This window comes from Pseudocalidococcus azoricus BACA0444 (assembly GCF_031729055.1).
GTDB lineage: Bacteria > Cyanobacteriota > Cyanobacteriia > Thermosynechococcales > Thermosynechococcaceae > Pseudocalidococcus > Pseudocalidococcus azoricus.
In genome coordinates, this window is record NZ_JAVMIP010000025.1 from 1 (window position 1) to 17,613 (window position 17,613).

19 protein-coding genes and 2 tRNA genes are annotated in these 17,613 nt (G+C 50.0%); 15 read left to right on the forward strand and 6 right to left on the reverse strand.

Going from position 1 to position 17,613, the window contains the following annotated elements:
- Positions 1–43 precede the first annotated feature (43 nt).
- The 3 genes from RIF25_RS15655 to RIF25_RS15665 all read right to left on the reverse strand — a co-directional run bounded on the left by RIF25_RS15655 (position 44) and on the right by RIF25_RS15665 (position 1,516).
- Positions 44–859 (reverse strand): tyrosine-type recombinase/integrase, encoded by an 816-nt coding sequence (locus RIF25_RS15655; RefSeq protein ID WP_322879457.1) that lies wholly within the window; start codon positions 857–859, stop codon positions 44–46.
- A 154-nt stretch (positions 860–1,013) separates the two neighbouring features.
- Positions 1,014–1,086, reverse strand: a tRNA-Val gene (locus tag RIF25_RS15660).
- A gap of 112 nt (positions 1,087–1,198) precedes the next feature.
- Positions 1,199–1,516: a hypothetical protein gene (locus RIF25_RS15665; protein WP_322879458.1), complete on the reverse strand. Its 318-nt coding sequence runs from the start codon at positions 1,514–1,516 to the stop codon at positions 1,199–1,201.
- A gap of 146 nt (positions 1,517–1,662) precedes the next feature.
- On the opposite strand from RIF25_RS15665, the gene RIF25_RS15670 reads away from it, so the two are divergent.
- The 3 genes from RIF25_RS15670 (at position 1,663) to kaiC (ending at position 4,508) form a co-directional block, all read left to right on the forward strand.
- A complete protein-coding gene (locus tag RIF25_RS15670) occupies positions 1,663–2,520 on the forward strand; it encodes a circadian clock protein KaiA (RefSeq protein WP_322879459.1) in 858 nt (285 codons plus the stop codon).
- Positions 2,521–2,525: 5 nt separating this feature from the next.
- On the forward strand, positions 2,526–2,861 hold the full coding sequence (gene kaiB / locus RIF25_RS15675; RefSeq protein WP_322879460.1) for a circadian clock protein KaiB: 336 nt from the start codon (positions 2,526–2,528) through the stop codon (positions 2,859–2,861).
- Positions 2,862–2,948: 87 nt separating this feature from the next.
- A complete protein-coding gene (gene kaiC, locus RIF25_RS15680) occupies positions 2,949–4,508 on the forward strand; it encodes a circadian clock protein KaiC (RefSeq protein ID WP_322879461.1) in 1,560 nt (519 codons plus the stop codon).
- Positions 4,509–4,527: 19 nt separating this feature from the next.
- Here the strand turns inward: kaiC and RIF25_RS15685 are convergent, their stop codons facing one another.
- Positions 4,528–5,184, reverse strand: coding sequence for a cofactor assembly of complex C subunit B (locus RIF25_RS15685; RefSeq protein WP_322879462.1), 657 nt, complete (start codon positions 5,182–5,184; stop codon positions 4,528–4,530).
- A gap of 83 nt (positions 5,185–5,267) precedes the next feature.
- Between RIF25_RS15685 and RIF25_RS15690 the strand changes: the two genes are divergently transcribed.
- The 4 genes from RIF25_RS15690 to purN all read left to right on the forward strand — a co-directional run bounded on the left by RIF25_RS15690 (position 5,268) and on the right by purN (position 8,222).
- Positions 5,268–5,339, forward strand: a tRNA-Asn gene (locus RIF25_RS15690).
- Positions 5,340–5,349: 10 nt separating this feature from the next.
- On the forward strand, positions 5,350–6,183 hold the full coding sequence (locus RIF25_RS15695) for a GNAT family N-acetyltransferase (protein ID WP_322879463.1): 834 nt from the start codon (positions 5,350–5,352) through the stop codon (positions 6,181–6,183).
- A 68-nt stretch (positions 6,184–6,251) separates the two neighbouring features.
- Positions 6,252–7,580: a S41 family peptidase gene (locus RIF25_RS15700; protein WP_322879464.1), complete on the forward strand. Its 1,329-nt coding sequence runs from the start codon at positions 6,252–6,254 to the stop codon at positions 7,578–7,580.
- Positions 7,581–7,586: 6 nt separating this feature from the next.
- Positions 7,587–8,222 carry a phosphoribosylglycinamide formyltransferase gene (purN, locus tag RIF25_RS15705; RefSeq protein ID WP_322879465.1) on the forward strand — a complete coding sequence of 212 codons (636 nt, stop codon included), beginning with the start codon at positions 7,587–7,589 and terminating at the stop codon, positions 8,220–8,222.
- Between the two features lie 133 nt (positions 8,223–8,355).
- On the opposite strand, the gene RIF25_RS15710 is transcribed toward purN, so the two are convergent.
- Positions 8,356–8,502 (reverse strand): hypothetical protein, encoded by a 147-nt coding sequence (locus RIF25_RS15710; protein WP_322879466.1) that lies wholly within the window; start codon positions 8,500–8,502, stop codon positions 8,356–8,358.
- 186 nt (positions 8,503–8,688) lie between these two features.
- Here RIF25_RS15710 and RIF25_RS15715 point away from each other — a divergent pair, with 186 nt between their 5' ends.
- From RIF25_RS15715 to clpS, 7 genes are all read left to right on the forward strand, one after another.
- Positions 8,689–10,353 (forward strand): L-lactate permease, encoded by a 1,665-nt coding sequence (locus RIF25_RS15715; RefSeq protein ID WP_322879467.1) that lies wholly within the window; start codon positions 8,689–8,691, stop codon positions 10,351–10,353.
- A gap of 72 nt (positions 10,354–10,425) precedes the next feature.
- Positions 10,426–10,644, forward strand: coding sequence for a hypothetical protein (locus tag RIF25_RS15720; RefSeq protein ID WP_322879468.1), 219 nt, complete (start codon positions 10,426–10,428; stop codon positions 10,642–10,644).
- Positions 10,645–10,754: 110 nt separating this feature from the next.
- Positions 10,755–11,270 carry a bifunctional nuclease family protein gene (locus RIF25_RS15725; RefSeq protein WP_322879469.1) on the forward strand — a complete coding sequence of 172 codons (516 nt, stop codon included), beginning with the start codon at positions 10,755–10,757 and terminating at the stop codon, positions 11,268–11,270.
- Positions 11,271–11,294: 24 nt separating this feature from the next.
- Positions 11,295–12,419, forward strand: a complete 1,125-nt coding sequence (locus RIF25_RS15730; protein ID WP_322879470.1) for an aldo/keto reductase — start codon at positions 11,295–11,297, stop codon at positions 12,417–12,419.
- Positions 12,420–12,614: 195 nt separating this feature from the next.
- Entirely contained in the window at positions 12,615–13,154 is a 540-nt protein-coding gene (petC, locus tag RIF25_RS15735; RefSeq protein ID WP_015123069.1) for a cytochrome b6-f complex iron-sulfur subunit, read from the forward strand.
- Between the two features lie 6 nt (positions 13,155–13,160).
- On the forward strand, positions 13,161–14,123 hold the full coding sequence (gene petA / locus RIF25_RS15740; protein WP_322879471.1) for a cytochrome f: 963 nt from the start codon (positions 13,161–13,163) through the stop codon (positions 14,121–14,123).
- 171 nt (positions 14,124–14,294) lie between these two features.
- The gene (gene clpS, locus RIF25_RS15745) at positions 14,295–14,591 is read left to right on the forward strand and encodes an ATP-dependent Clp protease adapter ClpS (protein WP_322879472.1); all 297 of its coding nucleotides are present in this window, start codon (positions 14,295–14,297) and stop codon (positions 14,589–14,591) included.
- Between the two features lie 26 nt (positions 14,592–14,617).
- Here clpS and RIF25_RS15750 read toward each other — a convergent pair whose 3' ends face one another.
- Positions 14,618–14,989: a TMEM165/GDT1 family protein gene (locus tag RIF25_RS15750; protein ID WP_322879473.1), complete on the reverse strand. Its 372-nt coding sequence runs from the start codon at positions 14,987–14,989 to the stop codon at positions 14,618–14,620.
- A gap of 630 nt (positions 14,990–15,619) precedes the next feature.
- Here RIF25_RS15750 and dnaK point away from each other — a divergent pair.
- Entirely contained in the window at positions 15,620–17,542 is a 1,923-nt protein-coding gene (dnaK, locus tag RIF25_RS15755; protein ID WP_322879474.1) for a molecular chaperone DnaK, read from the forward strand.
- Positions 17,543–17,613 lie beyond the last annotated feature (71 nt).

The following is a 17,613-nucleotide window of genomic DNA, read 5'->3' on the forward strand; positions in this document are numbered from 1 at the left end:
ATCTAGGCCTGTATCTATAAATTGATTGAGTTCATCCATGGGGTTATCCAAGACATATTCTTATTCTCTCATATTTGAAAACGGTTGCTATATCTGCCCATTCCATCATTCGCAACTCACCTGGACGGACAAAGAGTAATGGGGTTAACTGGAGGGCGCAACGCACTACCAGGCCACCGGGGTAAGTATCAAACATTCGTAGGACTTGCCCTAGTCGTTTGGGGTGAGTAATTGCCGCTAAATGCTTTTCTGGGGATGGTGGCAAGGCTCCCACCAGGCCCGCCGTCACATCATGGGTAATTCGGTTAGTCGCAATCCCATAGCGGAATATCTGGGAAATTAAACTTCTGACTCTATGGGCTGTCTCAATGGCTCCACGGTTAACAATTCGATTAAGTGTCTCTAACACTTCACTGGCAGTTATTTCTACAATGGGGCGATCTCCCAGCCAAGGAAACACATCCCGCTCCAGGCGTTGCATATTTACCTTGGCGTGACTCTCTGCCCATTGAGCGTGAAACTTACTGAACCATTCCCTGGCCACCACCTCAAACCGTCCCGACTCACTGGCAAACTTGGAGGCCTGGGTTGCTTGCCGTTCTTTAGATGGGTCTATGCCCTGATCCAAAAGCCGCTTACAGTCTGCCAGTGCCGCCCGCGCCTCGGATAGACTCACAAAGGGGTAAATGCCCAAACTAATCAGCTTAAATTTGCGCTCGTAGCGATACCTAAACCGCCATAACTTGCTTCCTTTGGGAGTGACTTCTAAATAAAGCCCATACCCATCGGCCAACTTTTGAGTCTTATCAGTTGGCTTTACTGTTCTACAAACCAAGTCCGTTAATTTGTGGGTAGCCATATCTGAGACTGTATGAACTACCCTCGATACTACGCCTCAGACAACATAGATTGTGTTAGACAAAATGAGACTGACTGAGACGGTCAATCAGGCTTAAATCCTTTGTCAGCATGGCTTTATAGACATTCTCAGACTGTCTCAGATTTGTTTCTAATGGGCGGTGAGGGACTCGAACCCCCGACAACCTCGGTGTAAACGAGACGCTCTACCGACTGAGCTAACCGCCCTAAAGTAGCGATACTATAGAATATCCCACAGCCAAATGGGATTTTTATCGGCCTATTACTCTAGCATAAACTAGGAAATTCAGAACCAGCTTTAGATGTTCATCACAGAGGCCTATTGCAGGGTCTTGCTCATACAGGTTTGGGCCGTGTCAACCAAGACGGGATTATTGAGGGAGGCACTATCGTTAGGTGAAAGGGTTCCTCCCAGTTGCTTAAATTGATCAAAAGTCAGCTTGGTTTGGAGTTCCTGGATCACACAGCGACAGTAATTGCCTCCTTTCGCCGCCAGGCCTGGAATTTGGGATTGGAAGCTATCTTCGCAGGCCGAGACAAATTGATTCACCGCTTGGGTGGGGTAGGGTTCGGCGTGAGCAACTAGGGGGAAACTCACCAGGCCCAAGGCTAGACAAAATACTGCTTTCTGCTTCATGGTTCATTTCCGGTTGCGTCTGGACTTAATCTAGCAAGGTTTTCCAGGCATTTCCGGAGATTTAGACCGGAGATTTTGATGTTAAGATGATAAAATAATTGTTAAGAAATGCCGAAGTTTATCTCGATTATTTGCGTGGACTGGCCGTGAACCGCCCCTATTGTCTAAATATTTGTGGCTTAGTTCATTCCCCAGGCCTGAGTAAAGAATTGACCGCAGAATTTGCCCATGATCCGCAAAACTACCACTGGGTCAACTTTCCGCAGATTGGCAGCTTTAGCCATTACCTGGATCAACATCGGCATCAGGTGGATTGCTTGATTGTGGAATGGCAACCTGGCCTGGGAGATTTATTTACCTACCTCCACCACAGTGCCACCGTCTTACCCACCGTTTTAATTGGCCCGAAATCCGAACTGTCGCCCCAAGACCCGCCCCACTACCATGCCGCTGAAATTATCCTCAACCAGGCCAGCCCCGAACAAATACCGATTGCTTTGGATCACGCCATTACCCATTTCTTAAAACTGTCCCAGGCCTGTCCCTTGCCCCTCCCCCCCAATTTGGATCTATCTCCCGAAACCATCCAGAGTCACTCATCTCGCCAAAATACCCTCTCAGAACGTCTCAAAGAACGCTTAGGGTACTTAGGAGTGTATTACAAACGAGATACTCAGCAGTTTTTCCGGCATATGCCCGCGACCACCAAAGCAAAATTTGTCGCCGAGCTTCAGGCCGATTACCGTCATATTATCTTGGAATATTTTCATCAAAATAGTCAGGTCAATACCCTGATGGATACCTTTGTCACTAAAGCCTTTTTGGCCGATATCTCCGTCTCCCAAATTTTGGAAATTCATATCGAACTGATGGATAATTTTGCCAAGCAGCTTAAGCTAGAGGGGCGCAATGAGGATATTCTCCTTGATTATCGGTTGACCTTAATTGATGTGATTGCCCACCTCTGCGAAATGTATCGGCGTTCGATTCCCCGCGAGGCCTAAGTCCCATGAGTCCATTGCGAAAAACCTACATTCTCAAGCTCTATGTCGCTGGCAATACCCCTAATTCTGTCCGGGCGTTGCGCACCTTAAACAATATTTTGGATCAAGAATTTAAGGGGGTCTATGCCCTGAAAGTGATTGACGTTCTCAAAAATCCCCAATTAGCTGAAGAAGATAAAATCCTCGCCACCCCAACTCTAGCCAAAATCTTGCCCCTGCCCGTGCGGAAAATTATCGGGGATCTCTCAGATCGGGAAAAAGTCTTAATTGGCCTGGATTTGCTCTATGAAGAAATATCTGATCCCGGCCCAGATTTCTTACTCCAAGACGAGGGTGACTAACGCGGTGCGTCTTAATTTTGTCTCTAGTTTAGATTTAAAATTTTTGAGCGGTTGCTCTGTTTTACCGGATTGGGATAATAACTTTTTATGACATTTTCTAATTCAGACGATTTACCAACCTTGCCTCGCCGCCACCGGACCGAAGTCGAAAAAGTGCGGACGATGATTGAAGGCTTTGATGACATTAGTCGGGGGGGGCTACCCAAGGGCCGAACCACCTTAGTCAGCGGCACATCGGGGACAGGCAAAACCCTCTTGGCGATGCAATTTCTCTACAACGGCATCACCATCTTTGATGATCCTGGTGTTTTCGTCACCTTTGAAGAATCCCCCAATGACATTATTAAAAATGCCCTGAGTTTTGGCTGGGATCTGCAAACCCTGATCGATCAAGGCAAGCTGTTTATTCTCGATGCCTCCCCGGATCCGGAAGGGCAGGAAGTCGCCGGAGATTTTGATTTATCGGCCCTGATTGAACGCATCCAGTACGCCATTCGCAAATACAAAGCTAATCGGGTTTCCATTGATTCGGTGACAGCAGTGTTTCAGCAGTACGATGCGGCCTCGGTGGTGCGGCGGGAAATTTTTCGGTTAGCGGCCCGGCTCAAGCAACTGGGTGTGACCACCGTCATGACTACGGAGCGAGTGGATGAGTATGGGCCAGTGGCGCGGTTTGGCGTTGAAGAATTTGTTTCCGATAATGTGGTGATTCTCCGCAATGTCTTAGAAGGGGAACGGCGGCGGCGCACGGCAGAAATCCTCAAACTGCGCGGCACAACCCACATGAAGGGGGAATATCCATTCACGATTACCCAGGAAGGGATCAATATCTTCCCCCTTGGGGCCATGCGCTTAACTCAACGTTCCTCCAATGTCCGGGTCTCCTCTGGGGTGCCAAAACTGGATGAGATGTGCGGTGGCGGCTTCTTTAAGGACTCAATTATTTTGGTGACGGGGGCAACGGGAACTGGAAAAACCCTCTTGGTCAGTAAATTCCTGGAAACGGGCTGTAAATCTGGGGAGCGGGCCTTGTTGTTTGCCTATGAAGAATCTCGAGCCCAACTTTCACGCAATGCCTCCTCTTGGGGAATTGATTTTGAAGATATGGAGCAAAAGGGACTGTTACGGATTATCTGTGCCTATCCTGAGTCGGCCGGCTTAGAGGATCACCTGCAAATTATCAAATCGGAAATTGCTGACTTTAAGCCCTCCCGAATTGCGATTGACTCGTTATCTGCGTTGGATCGGGGGGTGAGCAATAACGCCTTTCGCCAGTTTGTGATTGGGGTGACGGGGTTTGCTAAACAGGAAGAACTCACAGGATTTTTTACCAACACCACCGATCAATTCATGGGGTCAAACTCGATTACGGAATCCCATATTTCGACAATTACGGACTCGATTATTCTGCTGCAATATGTGGAAATTCGGGGTGAAATGTCTCGAGCCTTGAACGTGTTTAAGATGCGTGGCTCTTGGCATGACAAAGGGATTCGGGAATATGTGATCACCGAACAAGGGGCAGAAATTAAAGACTCGTTCCGGAACTTTGAGCGGATTATTAGTGGCTCCCCAACTCGGATTGCGGTAGATGAAAAGAGTGAGTTATCCCGAATTATCAAGGATGTGCAGGGCCTGGGGTCTTAAGCGGCTGTTGGGCTGATCGTCAGGACTGAGGTGTTAGGGTACTTTCACAGGCCTGGGCTATCTTCTCGGCAATGGCGGTAACCCAACGTTCATCTTGGCGAGTATAACTGCGCGGGGCATTGGCACCTAAAATCAAAACCCCTGCTTTTCCCAACGGTTGACAGATCAGACCTTGGGTATTGTCCGGCAAATAATCAAATTCAACCCGGCCGGGATAGAGGGGGAGTTTAACCAAATAAATGGGGCGTTCCTTGGTCAAGGCTTGCTGCACAATCGGGCCGGGGGTTGTCAGGGTTGTCTCTGGTAAGATTCCCCGCCGGAGGAGGACTTGGCCGCGATACCAAATCACGAGGGCTTGGGTTGGAGTATTGGTGAGTAAGCTATGGGAGGCCCAGGCCAGTTCGAGTTTTAAGGCATCGGGGAGCGTCTCTAAAAGGTCAAATTGTTCTGTGCCATTTAAGGTGACGGATTCCGGCGGACGGGGTTGAACTTGCTGCCAAATAAGACCTGTCAAAATCAGAAATGCCCCCAAAATTGTCCCTACTACATCGGAGCGGGCCTGGGATGTCGTTAACTCAACACTGGTTAGCCGATTTAGTAGTAGCAGGACACCCCCCACAACTCCAGCGGCAAGAGGCATTAACCGTAAATAGCGATTGGGATCGGCCTGGGACATAACTGAGAAATTAAAGAGACATTCGGAAAAATAGGGGTTGTCAGGGGTTCCCCATTGCCACTATAGTAAGTAATTGTCCTTAATCCTCAGTAGCTCAGTGGTAGAGCGGTCGGCTGTTAACCGATTGGTCGCTGGTTCGAATCCGGCCTGGGGAGTATCTTAACCATGATCCAAATTCTCAAATCTATGGAGCCAAGCATCCGTCCGGCCAGGCCTGGGGATGAGCAAGTAATTTTTGGCTTTATCCAAGAGTTAGCGGCCTATGAAAACCTGGCTCATACCGTCACTGGAACCCCAGCCCAGCTTCATCAGCACTTGTTTACACCCCCTGTGATGGCCCAGGCCTGGATCGTCGAATGGGAGGGTGAACCAGTGGGCTATGGTTTAGGATTTCCCTTTGTCAGTGGTTTGAAGCATGGTCTGTATTTGGAAGACCTCTATATTTCTCCAGCATTTCGGCGGCAGGGCCTGGGGCAAACACTGTTAGCATTTCTGGCAAATTTGACTCGACAACGGGGGGGGAATGCCATGCGCTGGACAGTTTTAGCAGACAATACCCCGGCGATTCAGTTTTATCAGCAGTTGGGCGCGATGATTTATCCCCAGGCCCGGATTGGCAGATTGACCGAGGCGGCTTTAATTGAGTTAACAAAGAATAATTCAGATCACCCCGATCCAACCGGAGTTATCCGTACCTACACCAGTTACTCCACGTTTTTAACCCAGCCTGGCCTGTTTGTGGCGGATCGTGTTGACTTTGGAACCTTAGGGGCCAGTAATTCTGATCTCGTTGAAATTGAACTGCGGGGCCTGGCCAGACTTTGTTCTCAGCGCAATTATGGCCGCTTGGAATGGTGGGTGAACTTAGGAGAAGTAGATCCCTGGTTGGGGGCTGGACTGGGGGGGGAAGTACTCGCAGATTGGCGGTTTTGTGACCTTAATGATTCCGCATTAACATCTTTGGCTGCCCGTAGTCCAGATCACGGATCAATTCGTTAAGATGGCAGTCATTACCACAGTAGAATTTATCTAGCCATTTCCTTAAAAACAGTCATTGGGTTGCAACTATGGCCGGGGTGTCTGAGGAATTAACGTCTGAGAATTGGAAACAGGCCTGGAAAACTGTTTTTCATTTTGCATTTAAGAAAAAGATCATTCAATCTGGCCTGGGGTTAGGTCTGGGGCTAGTTGGACTCTGTTGGGGGATAGCGCCTGGCTCAACGGCTCCTCTCCAAGATTCCCCCAAAGCCTTAGTAGATGAGGCCTGGCAATTTTTGAATCAGTATTACATTGATCCCCAATTTAACGAACAGGATTGGCAAGGACTCCGCACCGATCTCCTCTCCCGCAGCTACAGTAGTCCTGACCAGGCCTATGCGGTGATTCAACAAACCTTAGCCAGACTCGGCGATCCCTATACTCGCTTCCTGCCTCCCCGTGAATATAGTCAACTGATGCGGCAGACCCAAGGAGAGCAGGTGGATGTGGGCCTGGTTTTACAAGAGGATGGAGATATTCTTCGGGTTGCGGCCATTGTGCCCCAGTCTCTGGCGACAAAGGCGAACTTGAAAGTCGGGGATGAAATTGTCACCATTAATGGGCGCAGCACAGATCGACTGACCTTGGAGCGGGCCCAAACCCTGATGAAAGGGCCGGCCGGTTCAGCGGTGAAACTTTCCGTCAAGCGGGGCAACGAAAAGCCATTCATCGTTGAAATTGAGCGCAAAGGTAAAATTGACCCCACTGTTCAATACCAAACCTTCTCCTTGGCGGGGACTGCCGTTGGTTATATTCGTTTAAGTGGCTTTAATTCCACCTCCAGTCAGGATATGGCCGCCGCAGTCCAGGCCTTGAAAAAGTCCAAAGTCCAAGGCTTTATTCTGGATTTGCGTTATAACCCAGGTGGCCTCTTGGATGCGGGGATTGATATTGCGAGGCAGTGGCTCCCCAGTGGCGTGATTGTCCGGATTCGTCAACAACAGGATCAAGCCCAAGAAGTGCGTGCAAATCAAACGGCCCTCACTAATCTGCCTCTCGTGATTTTAGTCAATAATAATTCCGCCAGTGCCAGTGAAATTTTAGCCGGAGCCTTACAAGATCAGAAACGAGCCTTAGTGGTGGGGACTCACACCTTTGGCAAAGCCCGTGTCCAAGCCGTCCATGAGATGTCCGATGGCTCTGCCCTAGTTGTCACTGTTGCCCGTTATCTTACCCCCAGTGGTCGCGACATTGCCCAACAGGGAATTATTCCCGATGTAATTGTGCCAGCAAGCCCAGGGATGGATCAAGAATTACGCTTAAACCCCCAGGCTATTCCCAGTCCTAAGGATCCAATTGTGGCTAAAAGCTTAGAACTCTTGGCAACGCAAATTCAAACTCCCTTGGTTGTTCGTTAATTTCCCATGACCCATGCCCTTGATGCCCTCCTGTCACCCGCTGGCCGATTATCAAATTCCCCCCTCCCGCCCTTAAAGCTCGGTGTTTTAGCCTCGGGAACAGGCAGTAATTTCGCAGCCCTGGCCCAAGGTATTGCCCAAGGTGAACTCCCGGCTGAAATTAAAGTCCTGATTTATAACAATCCCCAGGCAACGGTTAAAGACAAAGCCCAGGCCTGGAAGATTCCCAGTCAACTCCTCAACCATCGCGACTTTTCCCGCCGGACTGACCTTGACCAGGCCATTGTGAAGGTATTGCAAGAGTATCAAGTGGATTGGGTGATCATGGCTGGCTGGCTGCGGGTTGTGACCGAAGTTTTACTGGATGCGTTTCCCGACCGGGTGGTGAATTTACATCCCAGTTTACTCCCCAGTTTTCGGGGTCTGAATGCCATTGAACAGGCCTTAGCTGCTGGGGTGAAAATTACAGGCTGTACTGTCCATCTCGTTCGTTTGGAAGTGGATAGTGGGCCAATTTTGGTGCAAGCCGCTGTGCCAGTCCTTCCCGATGACGATCCCGCAAGTCTTCATGGCCGCATCCAGATCCAAGAGCATCGGATTCTCAAGCAAGCTATTCACCTATTGCATCAGGCCCAGAGTTGAGTTACTAGTCATCAACCCCGGCTAAAGGTTCTTGAGTTTGGGGGGATGGGGCTGGCTGAGTCACAACGATATTCGAGTTTCTTTTCTTTGACAAATCGCTGATGAGCCTGGAGCAAGTCATTATGAGCGCTTCTTAAATCACCCCCCATAACACACGATAACGGCGGCGAAGTGGTTTATGCCTCATGCTCTCTAAATTGCTAGTTGCCCCCAAAATATCCCAGGAACTCATGACTCCACTGATAAAAGCCTTTAATTCTGAAGTGCGATTTTGAGACATTACTAATCCTCCACAGGGGCAGTTGAAGAAAGGCATTAATCAACTCTGTAAGTGGACTGCATTAAGGCATAACTTGCTTATGGGCAATTCCCATACCATAACTAGATTTCCCCACGGTACATATCCAACTATTTGTAAATCCAGTCTGTCTAGTAGTATGCCAAATGATGCACTCCCCATTCTCCTGTGATTTATGCCCTAATTGCCCTGATTCCAATTCTGACTGTATTTCTGCTCCTGATTGGATTGCGCTTTCCCGCCAATCGAGCCATGCCTATTGCCTACGGGGTGACGGTGTTGATTGCCCTGTTTCTCTGGGGTGTGCCTTTTAACTGGGTGGCGGCGGCAACGGTACAAGGGGGCGGGATTGCCCTGGAAATTCTCTACATTGTCTTTGGGGCGATTTTGCTGCTAAATACCCTCCAGGCCTCGGGGGCAATTCCGGCCATTCGCCAAAGTTTAACCTCGATCACAGCAGACCGGCGCATCCAAGCGATGATTATTGCCTGGTTATTTGGCAGTTTTATTGAGGGCGCGTCTGGGTTTGGGACTCCGGCGGTGATTTGTGTGCCGCTGTTGGTCGCGATTGGGTTTCCAGCCTTAGCCGCGGTGATGATCGCCCTGATTATTCAAAGCACACCATCTACATTTGGGGCTGTAGGCACACCGATTGTGATTGGCATCCGGGCCGGGTTAGAGGGCGTACCAGACTTTGAGAACGCGTTAAGTAATTTTGGCGGCAACATTGATCTGTTTCTAAGACAGGTGGGCATTGAGGCGGCAATTGTTCACACGGTGGTAGGCACGTTTATTCCCCTGATTTTAGCCATCACCCTGACGAGCTTTTTTGGAGCCGAAAAGTCTTGGAAAGCGGGCCTGGGGGCCTGGAAATTTGCCTTGTTTGCCGGTTTGGCCTTTACTGTCCCCTATCTGCTGACGGCGATTTTCATTGGCCCAGAATTTCCGACCTTAGTGGGGGGACTGGTGGGATTGGGGATCACGGTCTTTGTCGCTCGCCAGGGGTGGTTTGCTCCGGCCGAAATTTGGGACTTTCCCCCCCGCGACCAATGGGCTGAGTTTTGGGATGTGTCTAAAGCCGCCCCGGCCGATAGTCTTGCTAAATCTCCCCAGGCCCTCATGAATCCGGTTTTGGCCTGGTTGCCCTATGGGTTAGTGGGAGTTTTCCTCGTCCTGTCCCGTATCATTCCCCCCTTAAAAGCCGGGTTACAGGCCTGGCAACCTACCTGGAGCAACCTCTTTGGAACAAGCTTAACGGTCTCAACCCAACCCCTTTATTTACCACCGACAATTTTGCTGTTTGTAGTCGCCATTACCTACTTTTTACATCGGATGGAATGGCCCACCTTGCAACAGGCGTTTCAGAGGACATTGCCCATTTTGTTAAACGTGACATTGGCCTTAGGGGCGGCGGTGCTGTTGGCCAGGGTATTCATCAATTCGGGGACTAATGCCCAGGGGATAGACAGTATGCCTTTGCAATTAGCGGATGGGTTGGCCCTGCTGGTGGGCAATAGTTGGCCCTTGTTTGCGCCAGTGGTTGGCCTGATTGGGGCTTTTGTGGCGGGGAGTGTCACCGTTAGTAATATGATGTTTTCCCTGTTTCAGTTTGGCATGGCCGAAAAGCTTAATCTCTCGGCTCCCTTAATTTTGGCGTTGCAATGTGTGGGGGCTTCGGCGGGGAATGTGATTTGTGTCCCAAATATTGTGGCGGCGGCGGCAACTGTGGGCCTGTTGGGCTTAGAAGGGGTTTTAATTCGGTGGCTGTTAGCTCCTGCCCTTTATTACATTGGGTTTGCTGGCCTGATTGGGTTGATCTTGAGTCAAGGGTGAAGGGGATGATATTCAGCAACCGCCCTATCATACTGGGAGAGATGCCTGATGTTAGTCCTAAGGAGATGAGTTATGGAAACACCAACTCCCGCGATCAATTGTGCCGAGGCCTGTGTGAATGGTTGTGTTTTAGGGGAAAAATGTCCCAACCGGGAGTATATCCAGGCCGCGTCTAAGTTTATTCACGATACCCCAATGGATAAACTGCTGGAAATTGCCGCCGATAGCGTCCAGAAACGGTTTTTAGCCTCCCTCGAGCGAGATCGCCTGAATCTTCCCCCCCAGGACTAGCCACTTCTCCCCTGCGCTTTGGAAATTCTCCCGATCCCCTGAGGATGAATGAAGTAGGATCAAGGGCATGGGTTGATTATCTGTCCCTAACGTTTGCTGAGGTCAGGTCAATGATTGAAATGAGAGTTGCGGGAATTGCCCTCGATGCGGCCACTCGTACCCCCATTGTCCTCCTCAAAGATGGGACAGAACGCCGGGCCCTGCCGATTTGGATTGGGCAAGCAGAAGCTAAGGCGATTTTACTCGCCCTGGAACAAGAAAAACCCCTCCGCCCCCTGACCCACGATTTGATGACGAATATCCTCCAGGCCTGGGAGATGACCTTAGATCGGGTCGTGATTCATTCCTTGCAAGATAATACCTACTACGCAGTGTTAACCCTCCGGCAAGGGGAGATTAAAAAAGAAATTGATGCCCGTCCCAGTGATGCCATTGCCCTCGCGGTGCGCTGTGATTGCCCGATTTGGGTTTTAGAAGAAGTGGTTGCCGATGCCTCTATCCCCGTGGATCGCGATGCCGATGAAGCGGAACGCCAGGCCTTTCGGGAGTTTTTGGATAAGATTCGCCCTGAGGACTTTACCCATCAAGGACAGGATCAAGATTTAGAAGATTCCTCCGCCAGTTAGTCTCCCTATTCCCTATTCCCTTCCATGCAATATCGGCAATGGGGCCAAACCCAGCAAACCCTGTCTGTCTTTAGTCTCGGCACCATGCGCTATCTGGCTGATCAGGCGGCAGCTTTGGCAGTGATTAAAACGGCTCTAGACTTCGGGGCCAACCACATTGAAACAGCCCAGGCCTATGGCGACAGTGAGTTAATTTTGGCCCAGACCCTGCAAACGACCATCAACCGTCAAGACATTTACATCACAACCAAACTCTTACCCGTCCCCAATGCCCAGGAATTTGCTGCCCGTTTAGATCGCTCATTGCAACGGTTGGGAGTGGACTACATTGATAACGTGGCGATTCATGGGATTAATACCCCGGAGCACCTGGCCTGGGCTTTAGAGTTTTGTTTACCCGTGTTAGAAACAGCCCAAGCAGTCGGAAAAATTGGCGCAATTGGCTTTTCCACCCACGGATCATTGGCGTTAATTTGCCAGGCCATAGAATCCCGTAAATTTGCCTTTGTTAATCTCCACTACAACTATTTTTTTCAACGTCATGCCCCCGCCATTCAGTTAGCCCAGGCCTTCAACATGGGAGTTTTTATTATTTCTCCAGCGGACAAAGGCGGCCTCCTCTATCAACCTTCACCCCAACTGCGGGAACTATGCCACCCGATTCATCCCCTCCATCTCACCTACCGCTTCTTGCTGAGTCAACCCGGCATCACCACCCTCAGTTTTGGCCCAGCCGGCCCGGATGAAGTCCCCTTTCCCCTCGAAGTTGCCGATCAAACCCATCCCCTGACGGATGCTGAAAAAGCTGCATTTTGGCGTATTGAAGACCATCTCCAGGCCACCCTAGGATTAGAACGGTGTCACCAATGCCAGGCCTGTTTACCCTGCCCCGAAGAAATCGCCATTCCTGAAATTTTACGATTACGGAATTTAACCGTGGGCCTGGGGATGGAAGAGTATGGAACCTATCGCTATCAGATGCTGGAAAAAGCGGGCCATTGGTTTCCGGGTCGCCAAGGAGCGCGATGTACAGACTGTGGAGATTGTTTGCCCCGCTGCCCCAGCCAGTTGAATATTCCAGCCCTCTTGCGGGAGACCCATAGCCAATTACGGGGGCCTGGACGGCGGCGACTCTGGGAGGGGAATTAGGGCCAGGAAACGTGTTTGATCCCTAGGGAAAGCATTGTGAAGACCCTTTTTCCGTTCAAGATGGCAGTGAGTTTACAATTCGCAACATCATTTCCTAATTTCTGCTAGAAAGAGCATCCAATGTGATAATAAGCTTAACAATTGCAATCATTTTGCCGCTCATCTACTTTTGATTCCTTAACAAAATATCTACCTATGGCTCAACTCTCTACATCCGCTGATGTTCCCGATATGGGGCGGCGGCAGTTTATGAACCTTTTGGCCTTTGGTGCCGTCACTGGTACTGCTTTGGGGGCCCTTTATCCGGTGATTCGTTACTTCATTCCGCCTTCTTCCGGGGGAGCAGGGGGTGGCCTGGTGGCCAAAGATGAACTGGGTAATGACATTCTGGTGAGTGCCTACTTGGAAAAACATCTGGCGGGTGATCGGTCTTTGGCCCAAGGCCTGAAGGGTGATCCGACCTATATCGTCGTCACAGAAGATCACACTATTGCCAATTACGGCCTCAATGCGGTCTGTACCCACTTGGGTTGCGTTGTCCCCTGGAATATCAGCGAAAACAAATTTATCTGTCCTTGTCATGGCTCTCAATATGACAGTACGGGTAAAGTGGTTCGGGGGCCGGCTCCCCTATCTTTGGCCTTGGCCAATGCAACTGTCACCGATGACAAAGTGGTCTTTACCCCTTGGACTGAGACCGATTTTCGGACTGGCAAAGAACCTTGGTGGGCTTAGGTCGTAATGAAAACAACCATGATGAAAACCTTAATTCAATCTCTAACTAGTGTTTTAACTCTCTGTGTGGTCTTGGGTCTGGGCCAACTGGCCTGGATGCAACCCGCGGCGGCCTATCCCTTCTATGCTCAACAGGCCTATGAATCTCCACGGGAAGCCACAGGTCGGATTGTCTGTGCCAACTGCCACTTAGCGGCCAAACCCACGGAAATTGAAGTCCCCCAGGCCGTGCTGCCGGATTCTGTCTTTGAAGCGGTGGTCAAAATCCCCTACGACAAAAGTGTGCAGCAAGTTTTAGGCAATGGTGACAAAGGCCCGTTGAATGTCGGTGCGGTGTTGATGTTGCCAGAAGGGTTTAAGATTGCTCCCCCGGATCGGATTCCGGAAGAATTGCAAGAAAAAGTTAGCGGGGTTTACTATCAGCCCTACAGTGACGATAAGCAAAACATTGTCTTGGTGGGCCCCTTGCCCGGTGAGCAATATCAAGAAATTATTTTCCCAGTTCTGTCTCCTGATCCCAACTCCGACAAAGCCATTCACTTTGGGAAATATTCGGTTCATGCTGGGGGGAATCGTGGCCGCGGTCAAGTCTATCCCACGGGTGACAAGAGTAATAACAATGTCTTTACGGCCCCAGTCGCCGGCACCATTGCCAGTATTACTAAATCCGATGATGGGGGCTATGCCGTTGCGATCACCGAAGAGTCTGGGGATTCAGTCACGGAAACGGTTCTTCCCGGCCCCGAATTGATTGTCGCTGAGGGTGATACGGTCGCTGCCGGCCAAGCTTTGACCACAAATCCCAATGTGGGCGGTTTTGGTCAGCATGATGCCGAAATTGTGCTTCAAGACCCGAACCGGATTAAATGGTTGTTGGTGTTTTTTGGGGCGATTACGATTTCCCAAATTATGCTGGTTCTCAAGAAGAAACAAGTGGAGAAAGTTCAAGCAGCCGAACTCAATTTCTAGGTTGAATTGCTCGGTTCTTGTGCTCTCAAACCCTTTTGATCTGAATCAGGCCCTGTGCTAACTGCATGGGGTTTGCTCTTTTGTGGGTGCGGATCAGGAGATTATTTCGGGACTGGTATAATAGAAACTTGAATCTACATTTAATGTTTGTGATGGATTTAGATTGACCCTATGGCTGTCACCCTGCCTCAAGAACGTCAAGCTGCGGCAACAACTACGACCCGGAAGCCTTACCCCAATTACAAGGTGATTGTTCTCGATGATGACTTTAATACGTTTCAACACGTGGCTGAGTCGTTGATGGCCTATATCCCGAATATGACCAGTGACCGGGCCTGGGAGTTAACCAATCAAGTTCATTTTGAGGGTCTGGCCATTGTCTGGGTCGGCCCCCAAGAGCAAGCAGAACTCTATCATTTACAACTCAAGCGAGCAGGATTAACCATGGCTCCCGTAGAACCGGCCTAACAATCAGGCAGATGGTGCTAGGTGGTCTAAAGATGCACTACATCCCAGAGCAATAAAACAGCAATCACCAATAGACTGACCCCGGTGGCGGTTTGGAGCTTATCCGCAGCCAGTCGTTGCCCAAGCCAGCGTCCCAGAAAGACCCCAATTAAACTGGTCAGAATCAGAGCTAAGGCTGCACCCAAAAAAACAACCCACGGGGCCTGGGACTCCGCTGCCATTAGCAAGGTGGCCAGTTGAGTTTTATCTCCCAGTTCAGCTAAAAATACGGTCAGGAAGGCAACAAAAAATTCTCGCCAAGGATAGATTTTACTGATTGTAATCGGGGGCAGTAGGTCTGGTGGTGAGGATTTTTCTAGGGGGTGTGACTCGGAACTAGTGGCGGGAGAACTTTTCACATTCTTTTCACAATTTATTCGCTTTAGTATTCTAATGCATCGACTTGGATTGGCGGCAGTCTCACAAGTCTTTTGCAGCCCAACTAGCTCGATGCAATTGCCCTCTAAGGTTGAGGAATATTCCCGGCCCCCAATGATTCCTAAGTCTTGTTCGCCCTAGCCTCGGTTCACTATCACCCCAAAATGATTGACAAGTCAGATCAGGTCTCTATATCCCTAGAAATCACACCTTGAGAGTCAGCCTTAGGATTGGGATGGGCAAGAGTTAGGCAGATTTCATTGATTGGGATTAGCTTTTCTAAGGGCTATCTATCCTCATCTCAGGTTTCTAGTTGGACTGAACCAGTGGGAAGTAACATTCATTTTGTTGGACACTGGAGTCCTTGCGGGCTTTTGGTTTCCGGTGCTCATCATTTCCAGGTGAACCGATATAAAAATATGATTTACCACCCTGATGAAATCAAGAACTTCAATCCTCTACCCAGGCCAGGTTCGGTAAATACCCCTTCAACCCCAGGCCAGGCGCAGGCACTATAGAACAAGAGGGACATACAAGGCAGGATGAAGTTTTTTCTATAGTGGCCTGGGCCCTGTTTTTAATGCACTTTACCCCGGCAGAGGAGCCTAGAAATGGCAAAAGTTGTTGGAATTGACCTTGGTACCACAAACTCCTGTGTGGCCGTGATGGAAGGGGGAAAGCCCACGGTGATCGCTAATGCCGAAGGGTTTCGCACGACTCCTTCAGTTGTTGCCTACGCCAAAAATGGAGATCGTCTGGTGGGTCAAATCGCCAAACGGCAAGCGGTGATGAACCCGGAAAATACATTTTATTCAGTCAAGCGGTTTATTGGTCGCCGCTTTGATGAAGTCACCCACGAAGCTACGGAAGTTCCCTATAAAGTCCTAAATGTGAATGGGAACGTGAAACTGGATTGTGCCTCCCAAGGAAAACAGTTTGCCCCTGAGGAAATTTCTGCCCAAGTCTTACGCAAACTGAAAGAAGATGCCAGCAAATACCTCGGTGAAGACGTGACCCAGGCCGTGATTACGGTTCCCGCTTACTTCAACGACTCCCAACGCCAAGCGACCAAAGATGCTGGAAAAATTGCCGGTTTAGAAGTTTTACGGATCATCAACGAACCCACGGCTGCTTCTTTGGCCTATGGCTTAGACCGGAAAAGCAACGAAACCATCCTTGTGTTTGACCTGGGAGGTGGAACCTTTGACGTTTCCGTTCTCGAAGTCGGCGATGGCGTGTTTGAAGTGCTGGCCACCTCTGGGGATACCCACTTAGGGGGCGATGACTTCGACAAGAAAATTGTGGACTACCTGGCTGAAAGTTTCCGCACCGCTGAAGGCATTGATCTGCGCAAAGATAAGCAAGCCCTGCAACGGTTAACCGAAGCCGCCGAAAAAGCCAAAATTGAGCTTTCCAGTGTCAGCCAGGCCGAGATTAACTTGCCCTTCATCACTGCGACCCAAGACGGCCCTAAGCACCTCGACATGACCTTAACCCGGGCCAAGTTTGAAGAACTCTGTGCCGATCTAATTGATCGCTGTCGGGTTCCGGTGGAAAAAGCCCTGAGTGATTCCCGCCAATCTAAAGAAGACATTGATGAAGTCGTGATGGTGGGTGGTTCGACCCGGATTCCAGCAGTTTTGGAACTGGTGAAGAAAATTCTCGGTAAAGACCCCAACCAAACCGTGAACCCGGATGAAGTGGTGGCTGTGGGTGCGGCGGTACAAGCGGGGGTTTTGGCCGGTGAAGTTAAAGATATTCTTCTACTGGATGTGACTCCCCTCTCCTTGGGTGTGGAAACCTTGGGCGGCGTGATGACCAAAATCATTACCCGGAATACCACCATCCCCACGAAAAAATCGGAAGTCTTCTCCACCGCCGTGGATGGTCAAACCAATGTGGAAATCAAAGTCCTCCAAGGCGAGCGGGAAATGGCCGATGACAACAAGAGCTTGGGGGTGTTCCGCCTCGATGGAATTCCGCCTGCCCAACGGGGTGTGCCGCAAATCGAAGTCACCTTTGATATTGATGCCAACGGGATTCTCAACGTCACCGCCAAAGATAAAGGCAGCGGTAAACAACAGTCCATCAGCATTACGGGGGCTTCCACCTTACCCTCGGATGAAGTGGAGCGGATGGTCAAAGATGCTGAACGCAATGCCACTGCTGACCAAGAAAAACGGGAGAAAATCGAAACCAAAAACCAGGCCGAGCAACTCTGCTACCAAGCCGAGAAACAACTGGCCGAGTTGGGCGATAAGGTCTCCGGGGCTGACAAAGAAAAAGTCGAAAGCCTGGCCAAGCAATTACGGGCAGAGATTGGCTATGAGTCGGATCGGAAGCCCATCGAGCAAATTGACTTTGAGCGGGTGAAGTCCTTAGTTCCCGAACTCCAACAAGCCCTTTACGCCGTGGGAGCCAGTGTCTATCAACAGGGTGCTGCGGGTGCACCGGAATCTGGGCCAACGGATAGTCCAGGTAGTAGTGCCGATGGAGATGATGTGATTGATGCCGAGTTTTCAGAAACTAAGTAGTCATTCCCATCTGCTCAAGTGAGATCATGATAGCCCTTCCTAATTTTCTGGGGAGGGTTTGTTTTTTGACA

Bases quoted from the DNA above. Each gene is read 5' to 3' on its own strand.
- RIF25_RS15655 (WP_322879457.1), bottom strand. From the start codon at position 859: ATGGCTACCCACAAATTAACGGACTTGGTTTGTAGAACAGTAAAGCCA.
- RIF25_RS15665 (WP_322879458.1), bottom strand. From the start codon at position 1,516: ATGAAGCAGAAAGCAGTATTTTGTCTAGCCTTGGGCCTGGTGAGTTTC.
- kaiB (WP_322879460.1), top strand. From the start codon at position 2,526: ATGAGTCCATTGCGAAAAACCTACATTCTCAAGCTCTATGTCGCTGGC.
- kaiC (WP_322879461.1), top strand. From the start codon at position 2,949: ATGACATTTTCTAATTCAGACGATTTACCAACCTTGCCTCGCCGCCAC.
- RIF25_RS15685 (WP_322879462.1), bottom strand. From the start codon at position 5,184: ATGTCCCAGGCCGATCCCAATCGCTATTTACGGTTAATGCCTCTTGCC.
- RIF25_RS15695 (WP_322879463.1), top strand. From the start codon at position 5,350: ATGATCCAAATTCTCAAATCTATGGAGCCAAGCATCCGTCCGGCCAGG.
- RIF25_RS15700 (WP_322879464.1), top strand. From the start codon at position 6,252: ATGGCCGGGGTGTCTGAGGAATTAACGTCTGAGAATTGGAAACAGGCC.
- purN (WP_322879465.1), top strand. From the start codon at position 7,587: ATGACCCATGCCCTTGATGCCCTCCTGTCACCCGCTGGCCGATTATCA.
- RIF25_RS15710 (WP_322879466.1), bottom strand. From the start codon at position 8,502: ATGTCTCAAAATCGCACTTCAGAATTAAAGGCTTTTATCAGTGGAGTC.
- RIF25_RS15720 (WP_322879468.1), top strand. From the start codon at position 10,426: ATGGAAACACCAACTCCCGCGATCAATTGTGCCGAGGCCTGTGTGAAT.
- RIF25_RS15725 (WP_322879469.1), top strand. From the start codon at position 10,755: ATGATTGAAATGAGAGTTGCGGGAATTGCCCTCGATGCGGCCACTCGT.
- RIF25_RS15730 (WP_322879470.1), top strand. From the start codon at position 11,295: ATGCAATATCGGCAATGGGGCCAAACCCAGCAAACCCTGTCTGTCTTT.
- petC (WP_015123069.1), top strand. From the start codon at position 12,615: ATGGCTCAACTCTCTACATCCGCTGATGTTCCCGATATGGGGCGGCGG.
- petA (WP_322879471.1), top strand. From the start codon at position 13,161: ATGAAAACAACCATGATGAAAACCTTAATTCAATCTCTAACTAGTGTT.
- clpS (WP_322879472.1), top strand. From the start codon at position 14,295: ATGGCTGTCACCCTGCCTCAAGAACGTCAAGCTGCGGCAACAACTACG.
- dnaK (WP_322879474.1), top strand. From the start codon at position 15,620: ATGGCAAAAGTTGTTGGAATTGACCTTGGTACCACAAACTCCTGTGTG.